Here is a 21,366-nt window from a genome sequence, read left to right as displayed (position 1 = left end):
CCAACAACGGCAAGGTCGACCGCAAAGCCTTGCCCGCACCCGACCAGGACGCGTTGCTCAGCCGTGGCTACGAAGCGCCGCAAGGCGAGGTGGAGAAAGTGCTCGCGCAGATCTGGGCCGATGTGCTCAAGGTTGAGCAGGTCGGGCGGCATGACAACTTCTTCGAACTGGGCGGTCATTCACTGCTGGCCGTGAACCTGATTGAACGCATGCGCCGCGCCGAGCTCAGCGCCGACGTGCGCGTATTGTTCAGCCAACCGACCTTGGCGGCACTGGCCGCCGCCGTCGGCTCAGGGCGCGAGGTGGCCGTGCCGGCCAACCTGATTACCCCCGAGTGCACGCATATCACCCCGGACCTGCTGCCCCTGGCCCAACTGGACCCAGCGGCGATCGATCGCATTGTTGCCAGCGTGCCGGGCGGCGTGAGCAATGTGCAGGACATTTACGCCCTGGCGCCGTTGCAGGAAGGTATTCTCTATCACCACATCACCGCCGAGCAGGGCGACCCGTACCTGCTGCAATCGCAATTGGAGTTCGACGACGTCGAGCGGCTGCAGGCATTTGCCCAGGCGCTGCAGCAGGTGGTCGACCGTCATGACATCCTGCGTACGGCCGTTGTGTGGGAAGACATGGCCAGCCCGGCGCAAGTGGTGTGGCGTAATGCCGAATTGCCGGTGCAAGGGATTGACCTGGACCCAGCCGACGGTGACATTCTGGCGCAACTGCATGGGCGCTTTGACGCCCGGCATTACCGCCTCGAGGTCAGCCAGGCTCCGCTGATTCGCCTGGTGTATGCCGAGGACCGCGCCCATCAACGCGTGGTCGCCATCCTGTTGTTCCATCACCTGGCCCTGGACCATACCGCCCTGGAGGTGGTCAGCCAGGAAATGCAGGCCAGCCTGCTGGGGCAGGTCGAACCCCTGGCGCCTGCGATTCCGTACCGCAACTATGTGGCCCAGGCGCGCCTGGGTCTCAGTGAACAAGAACACGAGACGTTCTTCCGTGACATGCTCGGTGATATCGACGAGCCGACGTTGCCGTTCGGTTTGCAGGATGTACAGGGCGAGGGGCACGCCATCCGTGAAGCCTCGTTGACCCTGGACGCCGCATTGAGCCGGCGCCTGCGCACACGGGCACGGCTTCTGGGTGTCAGCGCCGCCAGCGTGTTTCATCTGGCGTGGGCCAAGGTGTTGGGCAGTGTGTCCGACACCCGCAGCGTGGTGTTTGGCACCGTATTGATGGGCCGTATGCAAGGTGGCGACGGCGCCGACCGTGCACTGGGTATGTTTATCAATACCTTGCCGCTGCGGGTCGATATCACGGGCATGGGCGTGCAGGCTGCGGTCAAGGCGACCCATGCGCGCCTGACCGGGCTGCTGGGGCATGAGCATGCGTCGCTGGCCCTGGTGCAGCGTTGCAGCGGGGTGGCGCAATCGACACCGCTGTTCAGTGCATTGCTCAACTACCGTCACACGCCGGCGGCGCACACTACGCTGACGGCCGAGATGGAGCAGGCCTGGCGCGGTATGCGCTTCCTGGCGTCCGAAGAACGTACCAACTACCCGGTCAGCCTGAGCGTCAATGACCTGGGTGAAGACTTCAGCCTGGATGCGTTGACGGTCGCGTCGGTGGACCCGCAGTTGATCTGCGGTTACCTCGCGACCCTGCTCGAGCAGTTGGTCGAGGCCCTGGAGCAAACGCCACAGATGGCGCTCGAGCATCTGTCGATGCTCTCGCCGAAGCAAACTCGCCAGTTGACCGTGGACTTCAACGCCACTGACGCCGAGTACCCACGGGACCTGACCGTGGTGCAGATGATCGAGGCACACGCCTTGCACACGCCGCACGCCGTAGCGGTGGTGCTGGGTGACCAAACGCTGAGCTACCGCCAACTCAACGAGCAGGCCAACCAGGTGGCGCATCACCTGCGCAGCCTCGGCGCGCAGGCCGATGCCCGGGTGGCGATCTGCATGGAGCGCAGCCCAGCGATGATCGTCGGGCTGCTGGGCATTCTCAAATCGGGCGCCGCCTATGTGCCACTTGACCCGCAATATCCGTCGCAACGCCTGGCACTGACCCTGCAAGACAGCCAGCCGCTGGCCGTGCTGGTGCAGGCTCAAACCCGCGCAGTACTGGCAGACAGCGATATCGCGCTGCTGGACCTGGACGACGCGTTCTTACGTGCGCAACCGCTGCACAACCCGGCCACCGTGGCCGGGCCCAATCACCTGGCCTACGTGATCTTTACCTCGGGCTCTACCGGGCGCCCTAAAGGCGTGATGGTCGAGCATGGTTCGCTGGTCAACCACATCACCTGGCAGACCCGTACCTTTGGCTTCGATGCCGATGAACGGATCCTGCAACGCACCTCGGTGGCTTTCGACGCTTCGGTCTGGGAAATCTGGACGCCACTGGCCATCGGTGCGCGGCTGGTGCTGTTGCCGGCACACGCCTCGCGGGACGTTGAGCAGATGGCGCAGACTATGGTGGAACAACAGGTCAGCGTCGCCCAGTTCGTGCCGAGCCTGCTGCGTCTGCTGGTGCAACTGCCGGCCAGCGGCGTGCAATGTCGCTACCTGTTCAGCGGCGGCGAAGCACTGGAGCCCCAGCTGGCGATGCAAGCTCGGGCACTGACCACTCACGGTATCGTCAACCTGTATGGGCCCACCGAGGCCACCATCGACAGTACCTCGTGGACCTGCGACGGCCACTTGCCGGTCGAGTCGGTGCCGATCGGCAAACCGATCGCCAACGCGCGGGCCTATGTGCTCGATGCAGGCCTGAAACCGGTGGCGTTGGGGGTCGCGGGCGAGTTGTATATCGGCGGCGCCGGTGTCGCCCGCGGCTACCTGGGGCGCGATGACCTGACGGCCGAGCGCTTCCTGGCAGACCCGTTAACCGGCACTGGACGCGTGTACAAAACCGGTGACCTGGTGCGTTACCTGTCCGACGGCAGCCTCCAATATCTGGGACGCAATGACGATCAAGTCAAGCTGCGCGGCTTGCGCATCGAACTGGGGGAAATCCAAACCTGCCTGTTGGCGCACACCGACGTGTGCGAAGCCGTGGTAGTGGTGCGTGACGAGCGCCTTGTGGCGTATCTCACGCTGCATGAGGCGGCGTCTGCCCTGGATATCGAAGCCTTGCGCGAGCAGGTGCAGCAGTATTTACCGGCGTACATGGTGCCGCAGGCGTACGTGGTGCTGGAGACCTTGCCGTTGAGCCCTAATGGCAAGCTTGACCGCAAAGCCCTGCCGGAACCGGGGATGGAGTCGGTGATCGCACGGGGTTATGAAGCACCGGTGGGTGCGGTCGAAACCCTGCTGGCGCAGATCTGGGCCGATGTGCTCAAGGTCGAGAAGGTGGGTCGTCATGATCACTTCTTCGAACTGGGCGGGCATTCGCTGCTGGCCGTCGGCCTGATTGGCCGCATGCGCCAGGCCGGCCTGAACGCCGACGTGCGTGTGTTGTTCAACCAGCCAACCCTGGCGGCGCTGGCCGCTGCCGTGGGCAGCGGGCGTGAGATCCAGGTGCCGTCCAACGTTATCCCGGACGGTTGCACGCACATTACCCCGCAGCTGCTGCCGCTGGTGACACTTGATCAGGCCAGCATCGATCGCATTGTCGCCACCGTCGCTGGCGGTGCCGCCAATGTGCAGGATATCTACCCGTTGGCACCGCTGCAGGAAGGCATCCTTTACCACCACATCAGCGCCGAACAGGGCGACTTGTATGTGCAACAGGGCCAGTTCGCGTTTGCCGACCCGGCACGTCTGCAGCAATTTGCCCAGGCGTTGCAACAGGTCATCGACCGCCACGATGTGCTGCGCACCAGCTTCGTCTGGGAAGGTCTGGAACAGCCGGTGCAAGTGGTCTGGCGCCAGGCGCAGATGATCACCCGGGCGGTGCAGTTCGACCCGCGTGGCGGCGACATCGCCGCGCAACTGGCCGCGCACGTTGACCCGCGCCGGCATCGCTTGAATGTGACCCAGGCGCCGCTGATGCAACTGGTGTACGCCGATGATGAGGCTGGCCGGCGCATCGTTGCTACGCTGCTGTTCCACCACACCATCATGGACCACATGGCTATGGACGTGGTGTGGCGCGAAATGGAGGCGTTCCTGCTCGGCAAAGGGGATGAGTTGGTCGCCTCGGTGCCTTACCGCAACTACGTGGTACAGACCCGCCTGGCCAGCCGCGAGCAGGAACACGAGACGTTCTTTCGCGACATGCTCGGCGATGTCGACGAGCCGACTCTGCCGTTCGCCCAGCAAGACGTACGTGACGACGGCTACGACATCGATGAGGTCGACCTGACCCTGGATGCGGGCCTGAGCCGGCGTCTGCGCAGCGTAACGCGCAAAAACGGGGTCAGCCCCGCCAGCCTGTTTCATTTGGCTTGGGCGCGGGTGCTGGGAGTGGTTTCCAGTACCGAACGCGTGGTGTTCGGCACTGTGATGATGGGCCGCCTGCAAGGCGGCGAGGGTGCCGACCGGGCCCTGGGCATGTTTATCAATACCTTGCCGCTGCGGGTCGATATCACCGATCAGGGCGTGCAGGAGGCGGTCAAGGCCACCCATGCACGTCTGTCTGGCTTGCTCGCCCATGAGTTGGCTTCGCTGGCCCAGGTGCAACGTTGCAGCGGCGTGCCGCAATCGTTGCCGTTGTTCAGTGCATTGTTCAACTACCGCCACACCCCGGCCAACGCCGTTGAAGTCAGCGAAGCGTCGCTGCGTGCCTGGCAAGGCATGGAGCTGTTACAGGCACGGGAGCGCTCCAACTACCCGTTGACCTTGAGCGTCAACGATTTGGGCGAGGCCTTCAGCCTCAGCGCGTTGGCACTGGCGTCCATGGGCGCGCAACGCATCTGTGCCTACGTGAACCGCGTCGTCGAGCAACTGGTCGAGGCCCTGGAGCAGGCGCCGCAGACCGCACTCAACAGCCTGTCGATCTTGCCGGCCGAGGCCCGTCAACAGGTGCTCGGCGGATTCAACGATACGCGTGTCGACTATGCCCACGGCCAGACCATTCACCAGCGTTTCGAACGCCAGGTCGAGCTGTATCCGCATACGCTGGCCGCTGTGTATCAGGGGCAGAGCCTGACCTACAGCGAGCTGAACCGCCAAGCCAACCAACTGGCGCACCAGTTGATCGAACTCGGCGTGCAACCCGACGATCGCGTGGCGATCTGCGCCCAGCGCAGCCTGGAAATGCTGGTGGGGCTGGTGGCGATTCTCAAGGCGGGCGCGTGCTACGTGCCCATCGATGCGGCGCACCCGGCCGAGCGCCTGCGTTACCTGCTCGACGACAGCGCACCGGTGGCTGTGCTGATTCAGCCCGCGCTGGCGCAACGTTTGCCGACCTTGACCGTGCCGGTGATGGAACTGGACCGGCGCCTGTGGCAAGGCCCGTCCAAAGGCAACCCGCACATCGCCGGGTTGACTCCGGCGCACCTGGCGTACGTGATCTACACCTCGGGCTCCACCGGCTTGCCCAAGGGCGTAATGGTCGAACACCGCACCCTGGAAAACCTGGTGAGCTGGCATTGTGATGCGTTTGAACTGGAGCACGGCAGCCATACGTCGAGCGTCGCTGGTTTTGGCTTTGATGCCATGGCCTGGGAGGTCTGGCCGGCGCTCTGCGTCGGTGCGACCCTGCATCTGCCGCCCGCCCATGACGGCAGTGAAGACATCGACGCGCTGCTGCGATGGTGGCTGGCCCAGCCGCTGGATGTCAGCTTCCTGCCGACGCCGGTGGCCGAGTACGCCTTCAGCCAGGCGCTGCAACATCCGACCCTCAAGACCCTGCTGATCGGCGGCGACCGTCTGCGTCAGTTCAATACGCCGCAGCGGTTCCATCTGGTCAACAACTATGGCCCGACCGAAGCCACTGTGGTGGCGACCTCCGGGCGTATAGAAGCCGGCCAGGTGTTGCATATCGGCAAGCCGGTGGCCAATACCCAGGTCTACCTGTTGGATGAGCGTCAGCAGCCGGTGCCCCTGGGGGTTGCCGGTGAGCTGTATGTAGCCGGTGCCGGTGTGGCACGGGGTTACCTGAACCGCCCGCAGATGAGCGCCGAACGCTTCCTCAAAGACCCGTTCAGTCGCGACCCGCAGGCCCGCATGTACCGCACGGGCGACCTTGCGCGCTGGCTGGAAGACGGCACCCTCGATTACCTGGGGCGTAACGATGACCAGGTGAAAATCCGCGGCGTACGCATCGAATTGGGCGAAATCGAAACCCGCCTCGCTGAACAACCCCACGTGCGTGAAGCCGTGGTACTGGCCCGCGAAGGGCGCCTGGTGGCCTACTTCACTGAGACGCAGCCACTGGAAGTTGAGACGTTGCGCAACAGCCTGCAAGCGTGCCTGCCGGAGTACATGGTGCCGGCCGCTTATGTACGCCTGGACCATCTGCCGCTGACCGCCAACGGCAAGCTCGACCGCAAGGCATTGCCCGAACCGGGGCTGGAAGCGCTGATCAGCCGTGGCTATGAAGCCCCCGAGGGCGAGGTGGAAACCGCACTCGCGCAGATCTGGGCCGATGTGCTGAAGCTTGCGCAGGTAGGCCGCCACGATAACTTCTTTGAGCTGGGCGGCCATTCCTTGCTGGCTGTGGGCCTGGTTGAGCGCATGCGCCAGGCAGGTTTGCAGGCGGATGTACGTGTGCTGTTCAGCCAACCCACCCTGGCGGCACTCGCTGCGGCGGTGGGGGCCGGTAACGAAGTGGCGGTGCCCGTCAACCGTATTGACGCCGGCTGTACGCGCATCACTCCGGACCTGCTGCCGCTGGCCACGCTGGATCAGGCCAGCATCGACCGCATCGTCGCCCATGTCCCCGGTGGCGTCGCCAACGTGCAGGATATCTATGCCCTGGCGCCATTGCAGGAAGGTCTGTTGTATCACCATATCAGCGCGGAGCAGGGCGACCCGTACCAGCAACATGCACTGTTCGCGTTTGACAGTCGCCAGCGCCTGGACGGATTCGTCCAAGCCTTGCAACACGTGATCGACCGCCATGACATCCTGCGTACCGGGCTGTTCTGGGAGCAGCTTGAGGCACCGGTGCAAGTGGTCTGGCGCGAGGCCCCGCTGGGGCTCGACGAACTGATCCCGCGGGCCGGTGATGTGCTGGCGCAGTTGCGTGAACACTTCAGCCTGGGTCAACACCGCATGGACATCCGCCAAGCGCCGATGATGCACCTGGGGTTCGCCCATGACCCGCAGCACCAGCGCTGGATCGGCATGCTGTCCTTCCACCATATGGTCAACGACGCAACGTCCATGGGCGTGCTGGTGGGAGAAATCGAAGCACACATGAGCGGGCGTGCGCAGCAACTGGGGGCCTCGGTGCCGTACCGCAACTATGTGGCCCAGGCCCGCCAGGGCAATGACCAGGCGGCTCACGCGGCGTTCTTCGGCACTATGCTCGGTGATGTCGATGAACCGACCTTGCCGTTTGGTGTGCAACGTATCGACAGCGAGCGCGATGCCACCGAAGAGGTTGATCATTGGCTGGGCCCGGTGCTTAGCCAGCGCTTGCGTCGTCAGGCGCGGCACCTGGGGGTCAGTGCCGCTGCGCTGTATCACTGGGTCTGGGCCCGGGTCATCGGTGCGCTGTCGGGCCGCGATGATGTGGTGTTCGGCACGGTTCTGCTCGGCCGCTTGCAGGCCGGTGACGGTGCTGACCGCTCCATGGGGATGTTCATCAACACCTTGCCGCTGCGCGTGCGCCTGAGCGATGACAGCCTGAGTGCGGCGGTCAAGCATACCCATGTCGCCTTGAGCCAGTTGGTGGCCCATGAGCATGCATCGCTGACGTTGGCCCAACGCTGCAGTGGCGTAGCGGCCCCGGCGCCATTGTTCAGTGCCTTGCTCAACTACCGTCATGCGTCGAGCACGGTCAGCGAAGCCAGTCGTGTGGCCTGGGAAGGTATCCAGATGCTCGCCAACGAAGGGGTCAACAGCTATCCGCTGATCCTCTCGGTGGACGATGTGGGCGAAGACTTCCGCGTCAGTGCCTTGGCCCCACGTTCGGTGGGCGCGCAACGGGTACTGGGCTATGTGTGCACGGCGTTGGTCGGGTTGGTCGATACGTTGGAACACGCACCGCATGCACCCGCCAACCGCACGTCGTTGCTGGCCGAGGATGAACGCCGGCTGCTGCTGCAGACCTTCAATGGCACCCCGCGGGACTACCCGCATCAGCAATCGGTCCATCAAGTGTTCGAAGCCTGGGCACAGGCACAACCGCAAGCCGTTGCGGCAGTGCATGGCCAACAGCAGGTCAGCTATACCGAGTTGAACACACGTGCCAACCGCCTGGCCCATCATCTGGTCAGCCTGGGGCTGCAAGCGGGCGACAGCGTGGCGGTGCTGCTGGAGCGCTCGATCGACCTGCTGGTGTGTCAACTGGCCATCAGCAAGTGCGCGGCGGTGTATGTGCCACTGGATGTTAATGCGCCCGTCGAACGCCAGGCGTTCATGCTGGAGGACAGCCACGCCGCATGGCTGTTGAGCAACACAGGGCAGGCGAGGGTGTTCGATGTGCCGCGCATCGACCTGGACCTGCTGAAGCTTGGCGACCAGCCCGCGCACAACCCGGCACTCGAGCCATCGGCCGAGACAGCGGCGTACATCATGTACACCTCCGGCTCCACCGGCACGCCGAAAGGCGTATTGGTACCGCACCGGGCAATTACACGCTTGGTGATCAACAACGGCTATGCCGATTTCAATCAGCACGACCGTGTGGCCTTTGCCTCCAACCCGGCGTTCGATGCCAGCACCCTCGACGTGTGGGCGCCCTTGCTCAACGGCGGCGCGGTGGTGGTGGTCGACCAGGACACGCTGTTGTCTCGGGCCGATTTTGCGGCGCTGTTGCAGCAGCAAGCGGTCAGCGTGTTGTGGATGACCGCGGGCTTGTTCCACCAGTACGCCGATGGGTTGCTGCCGGTGTTCACGCAGTTGCGTTACCTGATCGTCGGCGGCGATGTGCTCGACCCAAGTGTCATCGCCCGGGTGCTCAAGGACGGCGCGCCGCAGCACCTGCTCAATGGCTATGGCCCGACCGAAGCCACCACCTTCTCGACCACCTTTGAAATTACCTCGGCCGAGGAGGGCAGCATCCCGATTGGCCGGCCGGTCGGCAACAGCCGTGCCTATGTGCTGGATGCCCATCAGCAACCGGTGCCGGTCGGCGTGACCGGTGAACTCTACATCGGCGGTCAGGGCGTTGCCCTGGGCTATCTCAACCGTGCGGACCTGACGGCGCAAACATTCCTCGCCGACCCGTTCAGCGACACGGGCTTGATGTACCGCACCGGCGACCTGGTGGCCTGGCGCGCGGACGGTACCTTGCAGTACCAGGGTCGTAACGACCAACAGGTGAAAATCCGTGGTTTCCGCATCGAACTGGGCGAGATCGAGACACGCCTGAGCGAGCACCCCCAGGTCAAGGACGCTGTGGTACTGGCCCGTGAAGACGAGCCGGGGCACAAGCGCCTGGTGGCGTATTTCACTGAGCGCGACAGCGTGGACATCGCCACCCTGCGCGACGACCTGTTGACGCAGCTGCCGGACTACATGGTACCGAGCGCCTACGTGCGCCTGGACAGCCTGCCGCTGACCAGTAACGGCAAGGTTGACCGCAAGGCCCTGCCGGCACCGGACCAGGACGCCTTGCTCAGCCGTGGCTACGAAGCCCCCCAGGGGGAAGTGGAAAACGTGCTGGCACGGATCTGGGCGGACTTGCTCAAGGTCGAACAGGTTGGCCGTTACGATAACTTCTTTGAACTGGGCGGCCACTCGCTGCTGTCCGTGAGCCTGATCGAACGCATGCGCCAGGCCGGACTCGGTGCCGATGTGCGTGTGCTGTTCAGCCAGCCGACCTTGGCGGCACTGGCTGGCGCCGTGGGCAGTGGGCGTGAAGTGGCCGTGCCGGCCAACCTGATCACTGCCGCGTGTGAGCGCATCACGCCAGACCTGTTGCCCCTGATCAGCCTGGACCAGGCCAGTATTGACCATGTCGTCGCCCAGGTTCCGGGCGGCGTGGCCAATGTGCAGGATATCTATGTCCTGGCGCCGTTGCAGGAAGGCATTCTCTATCACCACATCACCGCCGAGCAGGGCGACCCCTACCTGCTGCAGTCGCAAATGGCCTTCGACAGCCTCGAGCGTTTGCAGCGTTTTGCCCACGCCCTGCAAGCCGTGATCGAGCGCCACGACATCCTGCGTACCGGGATGGTCTGGGAGGGCTTGAGCGCCCCCGCACAGGTAGTGTGGCGCAAAGCCGAGCTACCGGTGCAGGAGCTGATCCTCGACCCGGCCGACGGCGATATCCTGACCCAATTGCATGCGCGGTTTGACGCTCGGCACTACAGCCTTGACGTCAGCCAGGCACCCTTGATGCGCCTGGCCTATGCCCGCGACGAGCGCAATGACCGCACCGTGGCGGTGCTGTTGTTCCACCACATGGTCCTGGACCACACGGCACTTGAGGTGGTCAGCTGGGAAATGGCCGCCAGCCTGTTGGGCGCCACCGCGCCACTCCCGGCGCCGGTGCCTTACCGCAACTACGTAGCCCAGACGCGCCTGGGTGGGGTTGAGCAGGAGCATGAACGCTTTTTCAGCGAGATGCTCGGCGACATTGACGAGCCGACGCTGCCGTTCGGCCTCAAGGACGTGCAGAGCGACGGCAACACGGTGGCTGAAGTTACCCAGACCTTGCCGGTGGACGTCAGCCGGCGTCTGCGCACTGCGGCGCGTGCCCTTGGGGTCAGCGTTGCCAGCCTGTTCCACTTGGCCTATGCCCAGGTGCTGGGCGCAGTCTCGGGCAGGCAGGACGTGGTGTTCGGCACGGTTCTGGTCGGGCGCCTGCAGGGCGGCGAAGGCGCTGATCGCGCGCTGGGGATGTTCATCAACACCTTGCCGCTGCGCGTCGACCTCGGCCAGCACAGCGCACGGACCGGCGTGCGTGCCACCCACGCACGCCTGTCGGCGCTGCTGGGCCACGAGCATGCCTCATTATCCCTGGCCCAGCGCTGCAGTGGCGTGGCCGCGCCGGCGCCGTTGTTCAGCGCGATGCTCAACTATCGGCACAGCGCCAGCGATGGCGTGATGCATCAGACCCGTGACGCCTGGGTGGGCATCGAAACCCTGGCCAGCGAAGAACGCACCAACTACCCGCTGGCGCTGAACGTGGATGACCAAGGTGACAGCTTCCGCTTGAACGTACAGGCCATCGCGGTGGATGCCCAGCGCGTGGTGGACTATGTGCAGACCGCTTTGCATAACTTGGTGCAGGCGCTGGAGACCGCGCCGCACAGCGCCTTGCGGCAACTCTCGGTGCTACCGGCCCAAGAGCGTGAAACGGTGCTGGTGGCCTTCAACGACACGGCCCGCGACTACCCGCTGCAACAAACCCTGCATGGGCTGTTCGAAGCCCAAGTGGCGCGCACGCCGAACGCCGTCGCAGTATTGGCGGACGCCCGGCACCTGAGTTATTGCGAGCTGAACGAGCGGGCCAACCGCTTGGCCCATCATCTGCGTGAGCTCGGTGTGGTGCCGGATTCGCGGGTGGCGATCTGCGCTGAGCGCAGCCTGGAAATGGTGGTTGGCTTGCTGGCAATTCTCAAGGCCGGCGGCGGTTATGTGCCGCTGGACCCTGCTTATCCGCTGGACCGCCTGGCCTACATGCTGGAAGACAGCGCGCCGGCCGTGGTGCTGGTCCAAGGCGCCACCCGTGCCTTGCTGGGGCACCTCGACGTGCCGGTCGTCGACCTGGAGCGCCTCACCTGGCAACAGCAGTCGGCGAGCAACCCGTTGATTGCCGGGTTGACCCCACAACACCAGGCCTATGTGATCTACACCTCCGGCTCCACCGGCAAGCCCAAGGGCGTCATTAACGAACACAGCGCGGTGGTCAACCGCCTGCTGTGGATGCAGGAAGCCTACGGCCTCGACGCCAGCGACACGGTGCTGCAGAAAACCCCGTTCAGCTTCGACGTGTCGGTGTGGGAGTTCTTCTGGCCGCTGTTTACCGGGGCGCGCCTGGTCATGGCCCGTCCTGACGGGCACAAGGACCCCGCGTACCTGTGCGAGATCATCCAGGCCGAACGTGTCACCACGCTGCACTTTGTGCCGTCGATGCTCGAGGTATTCCTCGCCCATGGTGAACTCAGCCAGGCGGCCGGGCTGGTACGCGTGATGTGCAGCGGCGAGGCACTGCCGGGCAGTGTGGTGCGCCGCTTCAAGCAGCAACTGCCGACCAGCGCCTTGTTCAACCTCTATGGGCCGACCGAAGCGGCGGTGGACGTTACCGCCTGGGACTGCGCCGGGCCGACCACCCCGGACAACACGCCGATCGGCAAGCCGATCGCCAATACCTGCCTCTATGTGCTGGACGAACACTTGCAGCCGGCGCCACTGGGCGTCAGCGGCGAACTGTTTATCGGTGGCGTGCAAGTTGCCCGTGGCTACCTGAATCGCCCGGAACTGACGGCCGAACGCTTCGTCGACAACCCCTTCAACGCCGGGCGCATGTACCGCACCGGTGACGTCGGACGCTTCCTGGCCGACGGCAATATCGAGTACCTGGGCCGTAACGATGACCAGGTCAAGATTCGTGGCCTGCGCATCGAACTGGGGGAAATCCAGGCACGCCTGGGCGAATACCCGCAGATCCAGGAAGCCGCGGTGCTGGCCCGCGAGGACGTGCCGGGCGACAAGCGCCTGGTGGCCTATTACACCGGTGTACCGGCCGAGGCTGAAGCCTTGCGCACGCACCTGTTGGCGCTATTGCCGGACTACATGGTGCCGCAATTGTTCGTGCACCTTGAGGCGCTGCCGCTGAGCCCTAACGGCAAGCTCGACCGCAAAGCCCTGCCGGCACCCGACCTCGGGGCGTTACGTACGCGTGAGTATGAGGCGCCGTCGACCGACACCGAAATCGCACTGGCCCGGCTCTGGGCTGAATTGCTGGAGGTCGACCAGGTCGGTCGACATGACCATTTCTTTGAACTGGGCGGCCATTCATTACTCGCCGTCAGCCTGATCGGGCGGTTACGCCAGGAAGGCATCGATGCAAACGTCAAGGCGCTGTTCAAGCAACCCACGCTCTGGGAATACGCCGAAATTACAGAAAGAATGGAGATGGTCCTGTGAGTGTTCTCGAACTGTTGGCGACATTAAAAGAAAAAGACGTTCAGCTTGCCGTCAAGGGTGACCAACTCGTGGTGCAGGGCAACAAGCAAGCGTTGAAGGAGCCCAGCGTATTGGCTTGGCTGCGCGAGCACAAAGCCGCGTTGATCGCCTTGATCAACGCTGGCGAGTACCGCGCCGAGCGCGCCGGACAGGTCACGGTACCGGCCAACCGCATCCCCGCCGGTTGCACGCATATCACCCCGGACATGCTGGCGCTGACGACACTGGATCAGGCCAGCATCGAGCGCATCGTCGCGTGTATTCCCGGCGGCGCAGCCAACATCCAGGACATCTACCCGCTGGCGCCGCTGCAATCGGGCATTCTGTTCCATCACCTGTCTGCGCAACAGGGCGACCCCTACGTGCTGCAATGCATGATCGGCATGGACAACCGTCAATGCCTGGATGACTTCAACCAGGCGCTGCAACACGTGATCGACCGGCATGACAGCTTCCGCACCGCCGTGCTCTGGGACGGCCTGGAAGAACCCCAGCAGGTGGTACTGCGCCAGGCGCGCCTGACGGTGGAAGAAGTCGCGCTGGACCCGGCGGTCGGCGACGTCCGCCAGCAATTGGAACAGCGCTTCGACAACCAGCATTTCCGCCTGGACATCAGCCAGGCACCGCTGATCCGCATCGCCTGCGCGCACGACCCGGTCAATGATCGTTGGCTGGCCTTGCTGATGTTGCACCACATCGTCTCCGACCACGCCGCGTTGGCGGTGGTGCAGCATGAAATCCAGCAATACCTGCTGGGCCAGGCCGCACAACTGGGCAAACCGGTGCCGTACCGCAATTACGTGGCCCAGGCACGCCTGGGTGTCAGCGAGCAGCAGCACGAAGCGTTTTTTCGCGAGATGCTTGGCGACGTGGACGCACCGACACTGCCCTTTGGCCTGGCGGATGTGCAAGGGGACGGCCAGGTGCTGCAAGAGGCCGGGCAGTCGGTTCCGGCGGTGTTGGGCCAGCGCCTGCGCACCCAGGCCCGGCAGCAAGGGGTCAGTACGGCGAGCCTGTGTCATCTGGCGTGGGCCCAGGTGCTGGCGGCCGTCACCGGCAATGAACGGGTGGTCTTCGGCACGGTATTCCTCGGGCGTATGGAGAGTGGCGAAGGCGCCGAGCATGCGCTGGGCATGCTGATCAACACCTTGCCACTGCGCGTCGACGTGGGCGGTCACAGCCCGGCCGCCGCACTCAAGGCAACCCATGCGCGGCTCACGGCGTTGCTCGGCCATGAGCATGCACCCCTGGTGCTGGCGCAACGTTGCAGCGGCGTGGCCGCGCCGCAACCCTTGTTCAGCGCCTTGCTCAACTATCGCCACAGTGCCCATGACCTGGGGTCCGAGCAGGCCCAGGCGGCCTGGCGCGGTATCGAATTTTTCCACACCGAAGAGCGCACCAACTACCCGCTGACCCTCAGCGTCGATGAACTGAGCGACGGTTTTGCCGTCACCGTCCAGGCGTTGCCGGTACTGGGCGCGCAACGTTTTTGCGAATACATGCTGACCGCACTGGAACACCTGGTGCAGGCGCTGGAGCAAGGCTCATCGATAGCGGTCAACCAACTGCCGGTGCTGCCAAGCGCCGAGCGTGCGCAACTGCTCGAAGGTTTCAACCAAACCCAGGTCGACTACCCGCGCGGGCTGACCATCCATCAGCGTATCGAACAACAAGTGCTGCGTGACCCGCAGGCGGTCGCGGTGCTGTACGACGGGCAGGCGCTGTCCTATGGTGAACTGAACCAGCAGGCCAATCAGCTGGCCTTGCAACTGCTTGAACTGGGGGTGCAGCCGGACGATCGCGTGGCGATCTGCGCGCGCCGCAGTCTGGAAACCCTGGTGGGGCTGGTGGCGATCCTCAAGGCCGGCGCGGCGTATGTGCCGATTGACCCGGCGCACCCGCTGGACCGCATCGGCTACCTGCTCGAAGACAGTGCCCCGGTGGCCGTGCTGGTACAGCCGGGCCTGGCTGAGCGTTTGCCGGCCCTGCAAGTACCGGTGCTGGAACTCGACAGTCGCCTGCTGCAAGGGCCTGCGCAAGACAATCCACACATCGCCGGCCTGACCCCGGCGCACCTGGCGTATGTGATTTACACCTCAGGGTCCACCGGCCTGCCCAAAGGCGTGATGGTCGAACACCAGACCCTGGAGAACCTGGTGAACTGGCACTGTCAGGCGTTCGACCTGCACGCGGGCAGCCACACCTCCAGTGTCGCCGGGTTTGGTTTCGACGCGATGGCCTGGGAAGTCTGGCCGGCCTTGTGCGCGGGAGCGACCCTGCATCTACCGCCGGCGGCCCACGGTAATGAAGACATTGATGCGCTGCTGGCCTGGTGGCAGGCGCAGCCGCTGGATGTCAGCTTCTTGCCCACGCCGGTGGCCGAGTACGCCTTCAGCCAGTCACTGGAACACCCGACGCTCAAGACCCTGCTGATCGGCGGCGATCGTCTGCGCCAGTTCAGCCAGGCGCAATCGTTTACCCTGGTCAACAACTATGGCCCGACCGAGGCCACGGTGGTGGCGACTTCCGGCGTGATTGAAGCCGGGCAGCCCCTGCACATCGGCAAACCCGTAGCCAACGCCCAGGTCTACCTGCTTGATGCACAGCTCAAGCCGGTGCCGCTGGGCGCGACCGGTGAGCTGTATGTCGGAGGCGGTGGGGTGGCGCGCGGTTATTTGAACCGTGCGCAAATGACCGCCGAGCGTTTTGTCAATGATCCGTTCAGTGCCGCGCCGCAGGCGCGCATGTACCGCACCGGCGACCTGGCGCGCTGGCTGCCTGACGGCACGCTGGAGTACCTGGGGCGTAACGATGACCAAGTGAAGATCCGCGGCGTGCGTATCGAACTGGGTGAACTCGACAGCTGCCTGGGCGCGCATCCGCAGGTCCGTGAAGCCGTGGTATTGGCCCGCGACGGACGCCTCATCGCCTATTTCACCGAGCGCGAGACGCTGGACATTGAAACCCTGCGTGGCTTTATGCAGGCGCAACTGCCGGAGTACATGGTGCCGTCTGCCTATGTACGGCTGGACAACCTGCCGCTGACTGCCAACGGCAAGCTGGACCGCAAGGCCCTGCCGGAGCCGGACCACGAGGCCTTGCTCAGCCGCAGCTATGTGGCGCCGCTGGGCGAAGTGGAAGCCACCCTGGCGCAGATTTGGGCAGATGTGCTCAAGGTCGAGCGCGTCGGGCGCCATGACCATTTCTTCGAATTGGGCGGGCATTCGTTGCTGGCGGTCAGCCTGGTCAGCCGCATGCGCCAGGCCGGCTTGAACGCCGATGTGCGCGTGCTGTTCAGCCAGCCGACGTTGGCGGCGTTGGCGGCGGCTGTGGGTCACGGCCGTGAAGTGGCGGTTGAGCCCAACCGCATCCAGGCCGATTGCCAACGCATTACCCCGGACCTGTTGCCCCTGATCAGCCTGGACCAGGTCAGCATCGACCGTATCGTCGCCAGCGTGCCCGGTGGCGTGGCCAATGTGCAGGATATCTACCCGCTGGCACCGCTGCAGGAAGGCATTCTGTACCACCACCTCAGTGCTGAGCAAGGCGATCCGTATTTGCTTCAGGCGCGCTTCAGCTTTGCCGACAGCCAACGCTTGCAGGCGTTTGTACAGGCGTTGCAGGCCGTGATCGACCGGCATGACATCTTGCGCACCGCAATAGTACTGGAGGGCCTGTCGGCGCCGGTCCAAGTGGTGTGGCGCAAGGCGGAACTGGACGTGCGGCAGGTGGTGGTGGATGGCGCGAAAGGCGCTGTGCTTGCCCAACTGGAGCAGCGTTTTGGCGCCCGCCAGCATCGCCTGGACCTGGCCCGTGCGCCCATGATGCAGCTGGTGCATGCCGAGGACCCGGCCAATCAGCGTGTGGCCGCGATCCTGTTGTTCCACCACATTGCCCTGGACCATACCGCGCTGGACGTGGTGAGCCAGGAAATGCAGGCCTACCTGCTGGACCCGAGCGCTGAACTGCCGGTGCCGGTGCCCTATCGCAATTATGTGGCCCAGGCGCGCCTGGGGGTCAGCGAGCAAGAGCACGAAGCGTTCTTCCGCGAGTTGTTGGGTGATATCGACGAACCGACGTTGCCGTTCGGCCTGCAGGATGTGCAGGGCGATGCCCAGACGATCGAAGAAGCCCGCCTGGGCGTCGATCCCGAATTGAACCGGCGCTTGCGCAGCCAGTTGCGCCACCTGGGCGTCAGTGCCGCCAGCCTGTTCCACTTGGCTTGGGCCCAGGTGCTGGCCGGTGTCACCGGCCAGCAACACGTGGTTTTCGGCACGGTATTGATGGGCCGCATGCTCGGCGGCGAAGGCGCCGAACGGGCGTTGGGGATGTTCATCAATACCTTGCCGTTGCGCATTGACGTGGACAGTCGCGATGCTCGCGCCGGCGTACGCCAGGCGCATTTGCGCTTGAGCGCGTTGCTGGGCCATGAGCACGCCTCGTTGGCCCTGGCGCAACGCTGCAGCCAGGTGCTGGCACCGCTGCCGTTGTTCAGCGCACTGCTCAACTATCGCCATAGCAGTGCGGGCGATGGGTCGGCACAGACCCAGCAAGCCTGGCAGGGCATGGAGGGGCTTGGTGGCGAAGAACGCACCAACTACCCACTGACCTTGAACGTCGATGAATGGGGTGACGGTTTCAGCCTGACCGTGTTGACCTTGCCGGAAGTCGGTGCGCAACGCCTGTGCGCGTTTGTGCATCAGGCATTGGAGCACCTGGTGCAGGCACTGGAGCAATCGTCCACGACCGCGCTGCACACGCTGGCGATCCTGCCGGCGGATGAGCGTGAGCAGGTGGTGACGGCATTCAACGCCACGGCGCGCGACTACCCGCAGACCCAGACCGTCCACGCACTTTTCGAAGCGCTCGCGACCAGGCAGCCGACGGCACTGGCCGCCGTGCACGCGGCACAACGGGTGACTTATGCCCAATTGAATGCACGGGCCAACCGCTTGGCCCATTACTTGATCGGCCTGGGCGTGGCGCCGGGCGAGCGCGTCGCGATCCTGCTCGAACGTTCCGTGGACCTGCTGGTGAGCCAGTTGGCGATCAGCAAATGCGCGGCCGTGTATGTGCCGCTGGACGTTAATGCGCCGCTGGACCGTCAGGGCTTTATGGTTGTGGACAGCGGGGCGCAACTGTTGCTCAGTGTGGCCTCGATCGCTACGCCGCCGGGCGCGCGTCGCCTGGACCTCGACCGCCTGGACCTGAGCGCTGGTCCCGACTGCAACCTGGCACTGGAGCAATCGGCCGAGACGGCGGCGTACATCATGTACACCTCCGGCTCCACCGGCACGCCAAAAGGCGTATTGGTGCCGCACCGGGCAATTACGCGCTTGGTGATCAACAACGGTTACGCCGATTTCAATCAGCAGGATCGTGTGGCCTTTGCCTCCAACCCGGCGTTCGATGCCAGCACCCTCGACGTGTGGGCGCCGCTACTCAACGGGGGAGCGGTGGTGGTGGTCGACCAGGACACGCTGTTGTCCCGCCAGCTGTTTGCCCAGTTGCTCAGCGCTGAAGCGGTGAATGTGCTGTGGATGACTGCCGGCCTGTTCCACCAATACGCCGAAGGGCTGTTGCCGGTGTTCACGCAACTGCGTTATCTGATCGTCGGTGGCGATGTGCTCGACCCGCGTGTCATCGCCCGAGTACTCAAAGACGGCGCGCCGCAGCACCTGCTCAATGGCTACGGCCCGACCGAAGCCACCACCTTCTCGACCACCTTTGAAATCACTTCGGCCGAGGAGGGCAGCATTCCCATCGGCCGGCCGGTCGGCAACAGCCGTGCCTATGTGCTGGATGCGCGCCAGCAACCGGTGGCGGTGGGTGTGGCCGGTGAGCTGTATATCGGTGGCCAGGGCGTCGCCCTGGGCTATCTCAACCGTGCCGACCTGACGGCGCAAACATTCCTCGCCGACCCGTTCAGCGACGCCGGCCTGATGTACCGCACCGGCGACCTGGTGGCCTGGCGTGCCGACGGCACTTTGCAGTACCTGGGGCGTAACGACCAGCAGGTGAAAATCCGTGGTTTCCGCATTGAATTGGGCGAGATCGAGACACGCCTGAGCGAGCACCCCCAGGTCAAGGACGCTGTGGTACTGGCCCGTGAGGACGAACCAGGGCACAAGCGCCTGGTGGCGTATTTCACTGAGCGTGGCGCGGTCGACCTCCAGGCGCTGCATCAGCACCTTCAAGCGCAGTTGCCGGAGTACATGGTGCCGAGCGCCTATGTGCGCCTGGACAGCTTGCCGCTGACCAACAACGGCAAGGTCGACCGCAAAGCCTTGCCCGCACCCGACCAGGACGCGTTGCTCAGCCGTGGCTATGCCGCGCCGCAGGGCGAGGTGGAGCACGTGCTCGCGCAGATCTGGGCCGATGTGCTCAAGGTTGAGCAGGTCGGGCGCCACGACAATTTCTTCGAACTGGGCGGGCATTCGCTGCTGGCCGTCAACCTGATCGAGCGCATGCGCCAGGCGGACCTGAGCGCCGACGTGCGTGTGCTGTTCCGCCAGCCGACCCTGGCGGCGCTGGCCGCCGCGGTGGGCAGTGGCCGTGAAGTGGCCGTGCCGGCCAATCTGATCAGCCCCGAGTGCGCGCGCATTACCCCTGAACTGTTGCCGCTGGTCACTCTGGATCAAGCGAGCATCGAGCATATCGTCGCGCAAATCCCGGGCGGCACGGCGAATGTGCAGGATATCTACCCGCTGGCACCGTTGCAGGAAGGCGTGCTTTACCATCATATCCGCGCCGAAACCGGTGACCCCTACCTGCTGCAATCCAGCTACGGCTTTGACAATCTGGAGCGTTTCCAGGTGTTCGCGCAGGTGTTGCAGGCGGTAATCGATCGCCATGACATCCTGCGTACCAGCCTGGTCTGGCAAGGTTTGGAAAACCCGGTGCAAGTGGTCTGGCGCAAAGCTGTACTGGGTGTCGAGCAGATGCATGTGCAAGCGCAGGGCGCTGACGTCGTGAGCCAACTGCGTGAACGTTTCGACGCCCGTCACTATCGCCTGGACCTGACCCAGGCGCCGTTGATGCGCATCGTCTATGCCCATGACGAGGCCAACCAGCGTGTGGTCGCCTTGCTGATGTTCCATCACCTGGTGATGGACCACACCGCGCTCGACGTGGTGCAGCAGGAAATGCGCATGCTCCTGCTGGGGCAAGCGCAGCAACTGGGCCACGCCGTGCCGTACCGCAACTATGTGGCGCAGGCGCGCCTGGGCAGTGCCGATGTGGAGCACGAACGGTTCTTTCGCGACATGCTCGGCGCAATCGATGAGCCGACCTTGCCGTTCGGCCTGCAGGACGTGCAAGGCGATGGGCATGGGGTGGGCGAAGCCACGCGCCTGCTCGATATCGACTTGAGCCTGCGTTTGCGTGAACAGGCACGCCAGAGCGGCGTGAGTGCCGCCAGCCTGTTTCACTTGGCTTGGGCGCGCGTGCTCGGCACCTTGTCGGGCCGCCAGCAGGTGGTGTTCGGCACCGTGCTGATGGGCCGCATGCAAGGCGGTGAAGGCGCCGACCGCGCGTTGGGCATGTTTATCAATACCTTGCCGCTACGAGTCGATGTTGACGCTGCCGGTGTGCGCTCTGCCGTCAAGTCCACCCATGCGCGCCTGACCGCACTGCTCGGTCATGAGCATGCGTCCCTGGCCCTGGCCCAACGTTGCAGCGGGGTGCCTGCGAGTACGCCGTTGTTCAGTGCCTTGCTCAATTACCGTCACAGTGGTGTGGTCGACGACGCCGCCACACTCGACGAGGCGTGGCACGGCATGTACTTCTTGCATGCCGAAGAACGCACCAACTACCCGATCACCCTCAGCGTCGATGACCTGGGCGAGCAATTCAATCTCAGTGCGCTGGTGGTCTCGCCGCTGGAGGCGCAGCGCATTTGTGATTACCTGCTCAACGCCGTGGAGCACCTGGTGCAAGCGTTGGAACAGCAGCCCCACACACCGTTCGAGCAGTTGCCGGTGGTGCCGGCGGCCGAAGTTCGCCAAGTGTTGGTCGAGTTCAACGCCACCCGGCGTGACTACCCGCATACGCAGACGCTTCATGCGCGGTTCGAAGAGCATGCTGCTGCGCAGCCGCTGGCACTGGCAGCGGTGCAGGGCGAGCAGTCATTGAACTATGCGCAGTTGAACCGGCGTGCCAACCA

At 64.4% G+C, this 21,366-nt stretch carries 2 protein-coding genes; both read left to right on the top strand.

Going from position 1 to position 21,366, the window contains the following annotated elements; all coding sequences use genetic code 11:
- The coding region (locus BLV67_RS31810) for a non-ribosomal peptide synthetase (protein WP_143039903.1) at window positions 1–13,163 on the top strand (13,163 nt) is incomplete at its 5' end.
- The coding region (locus BLV67_RS31805) for an amino acid adenylation domain-containing protein (protein WP_167365901.1) at window positions 13,160–21,366 on the top strand (8,207 nt) is incomplete at its 3' end. The genes BLV67_RS31810 and BLV67_RS31805, both read left to right, overlap by 4 nt.

Source organism: Pseudomonas salomonii (genome assembly GCF_900107155.1).
GTDB lineage: Bacteria > Pseudomonadota > Gammaproteobacteria > Pseudomonadales > Pseudomonadaceae > Aquipseudomonas > Aquipseudomonas salomonii.
The sequence above is the reverse complement of the archived record's forward strand: the minus strand, read 5'-3'. Positions and strand labels throughout refer to the sequence as shown.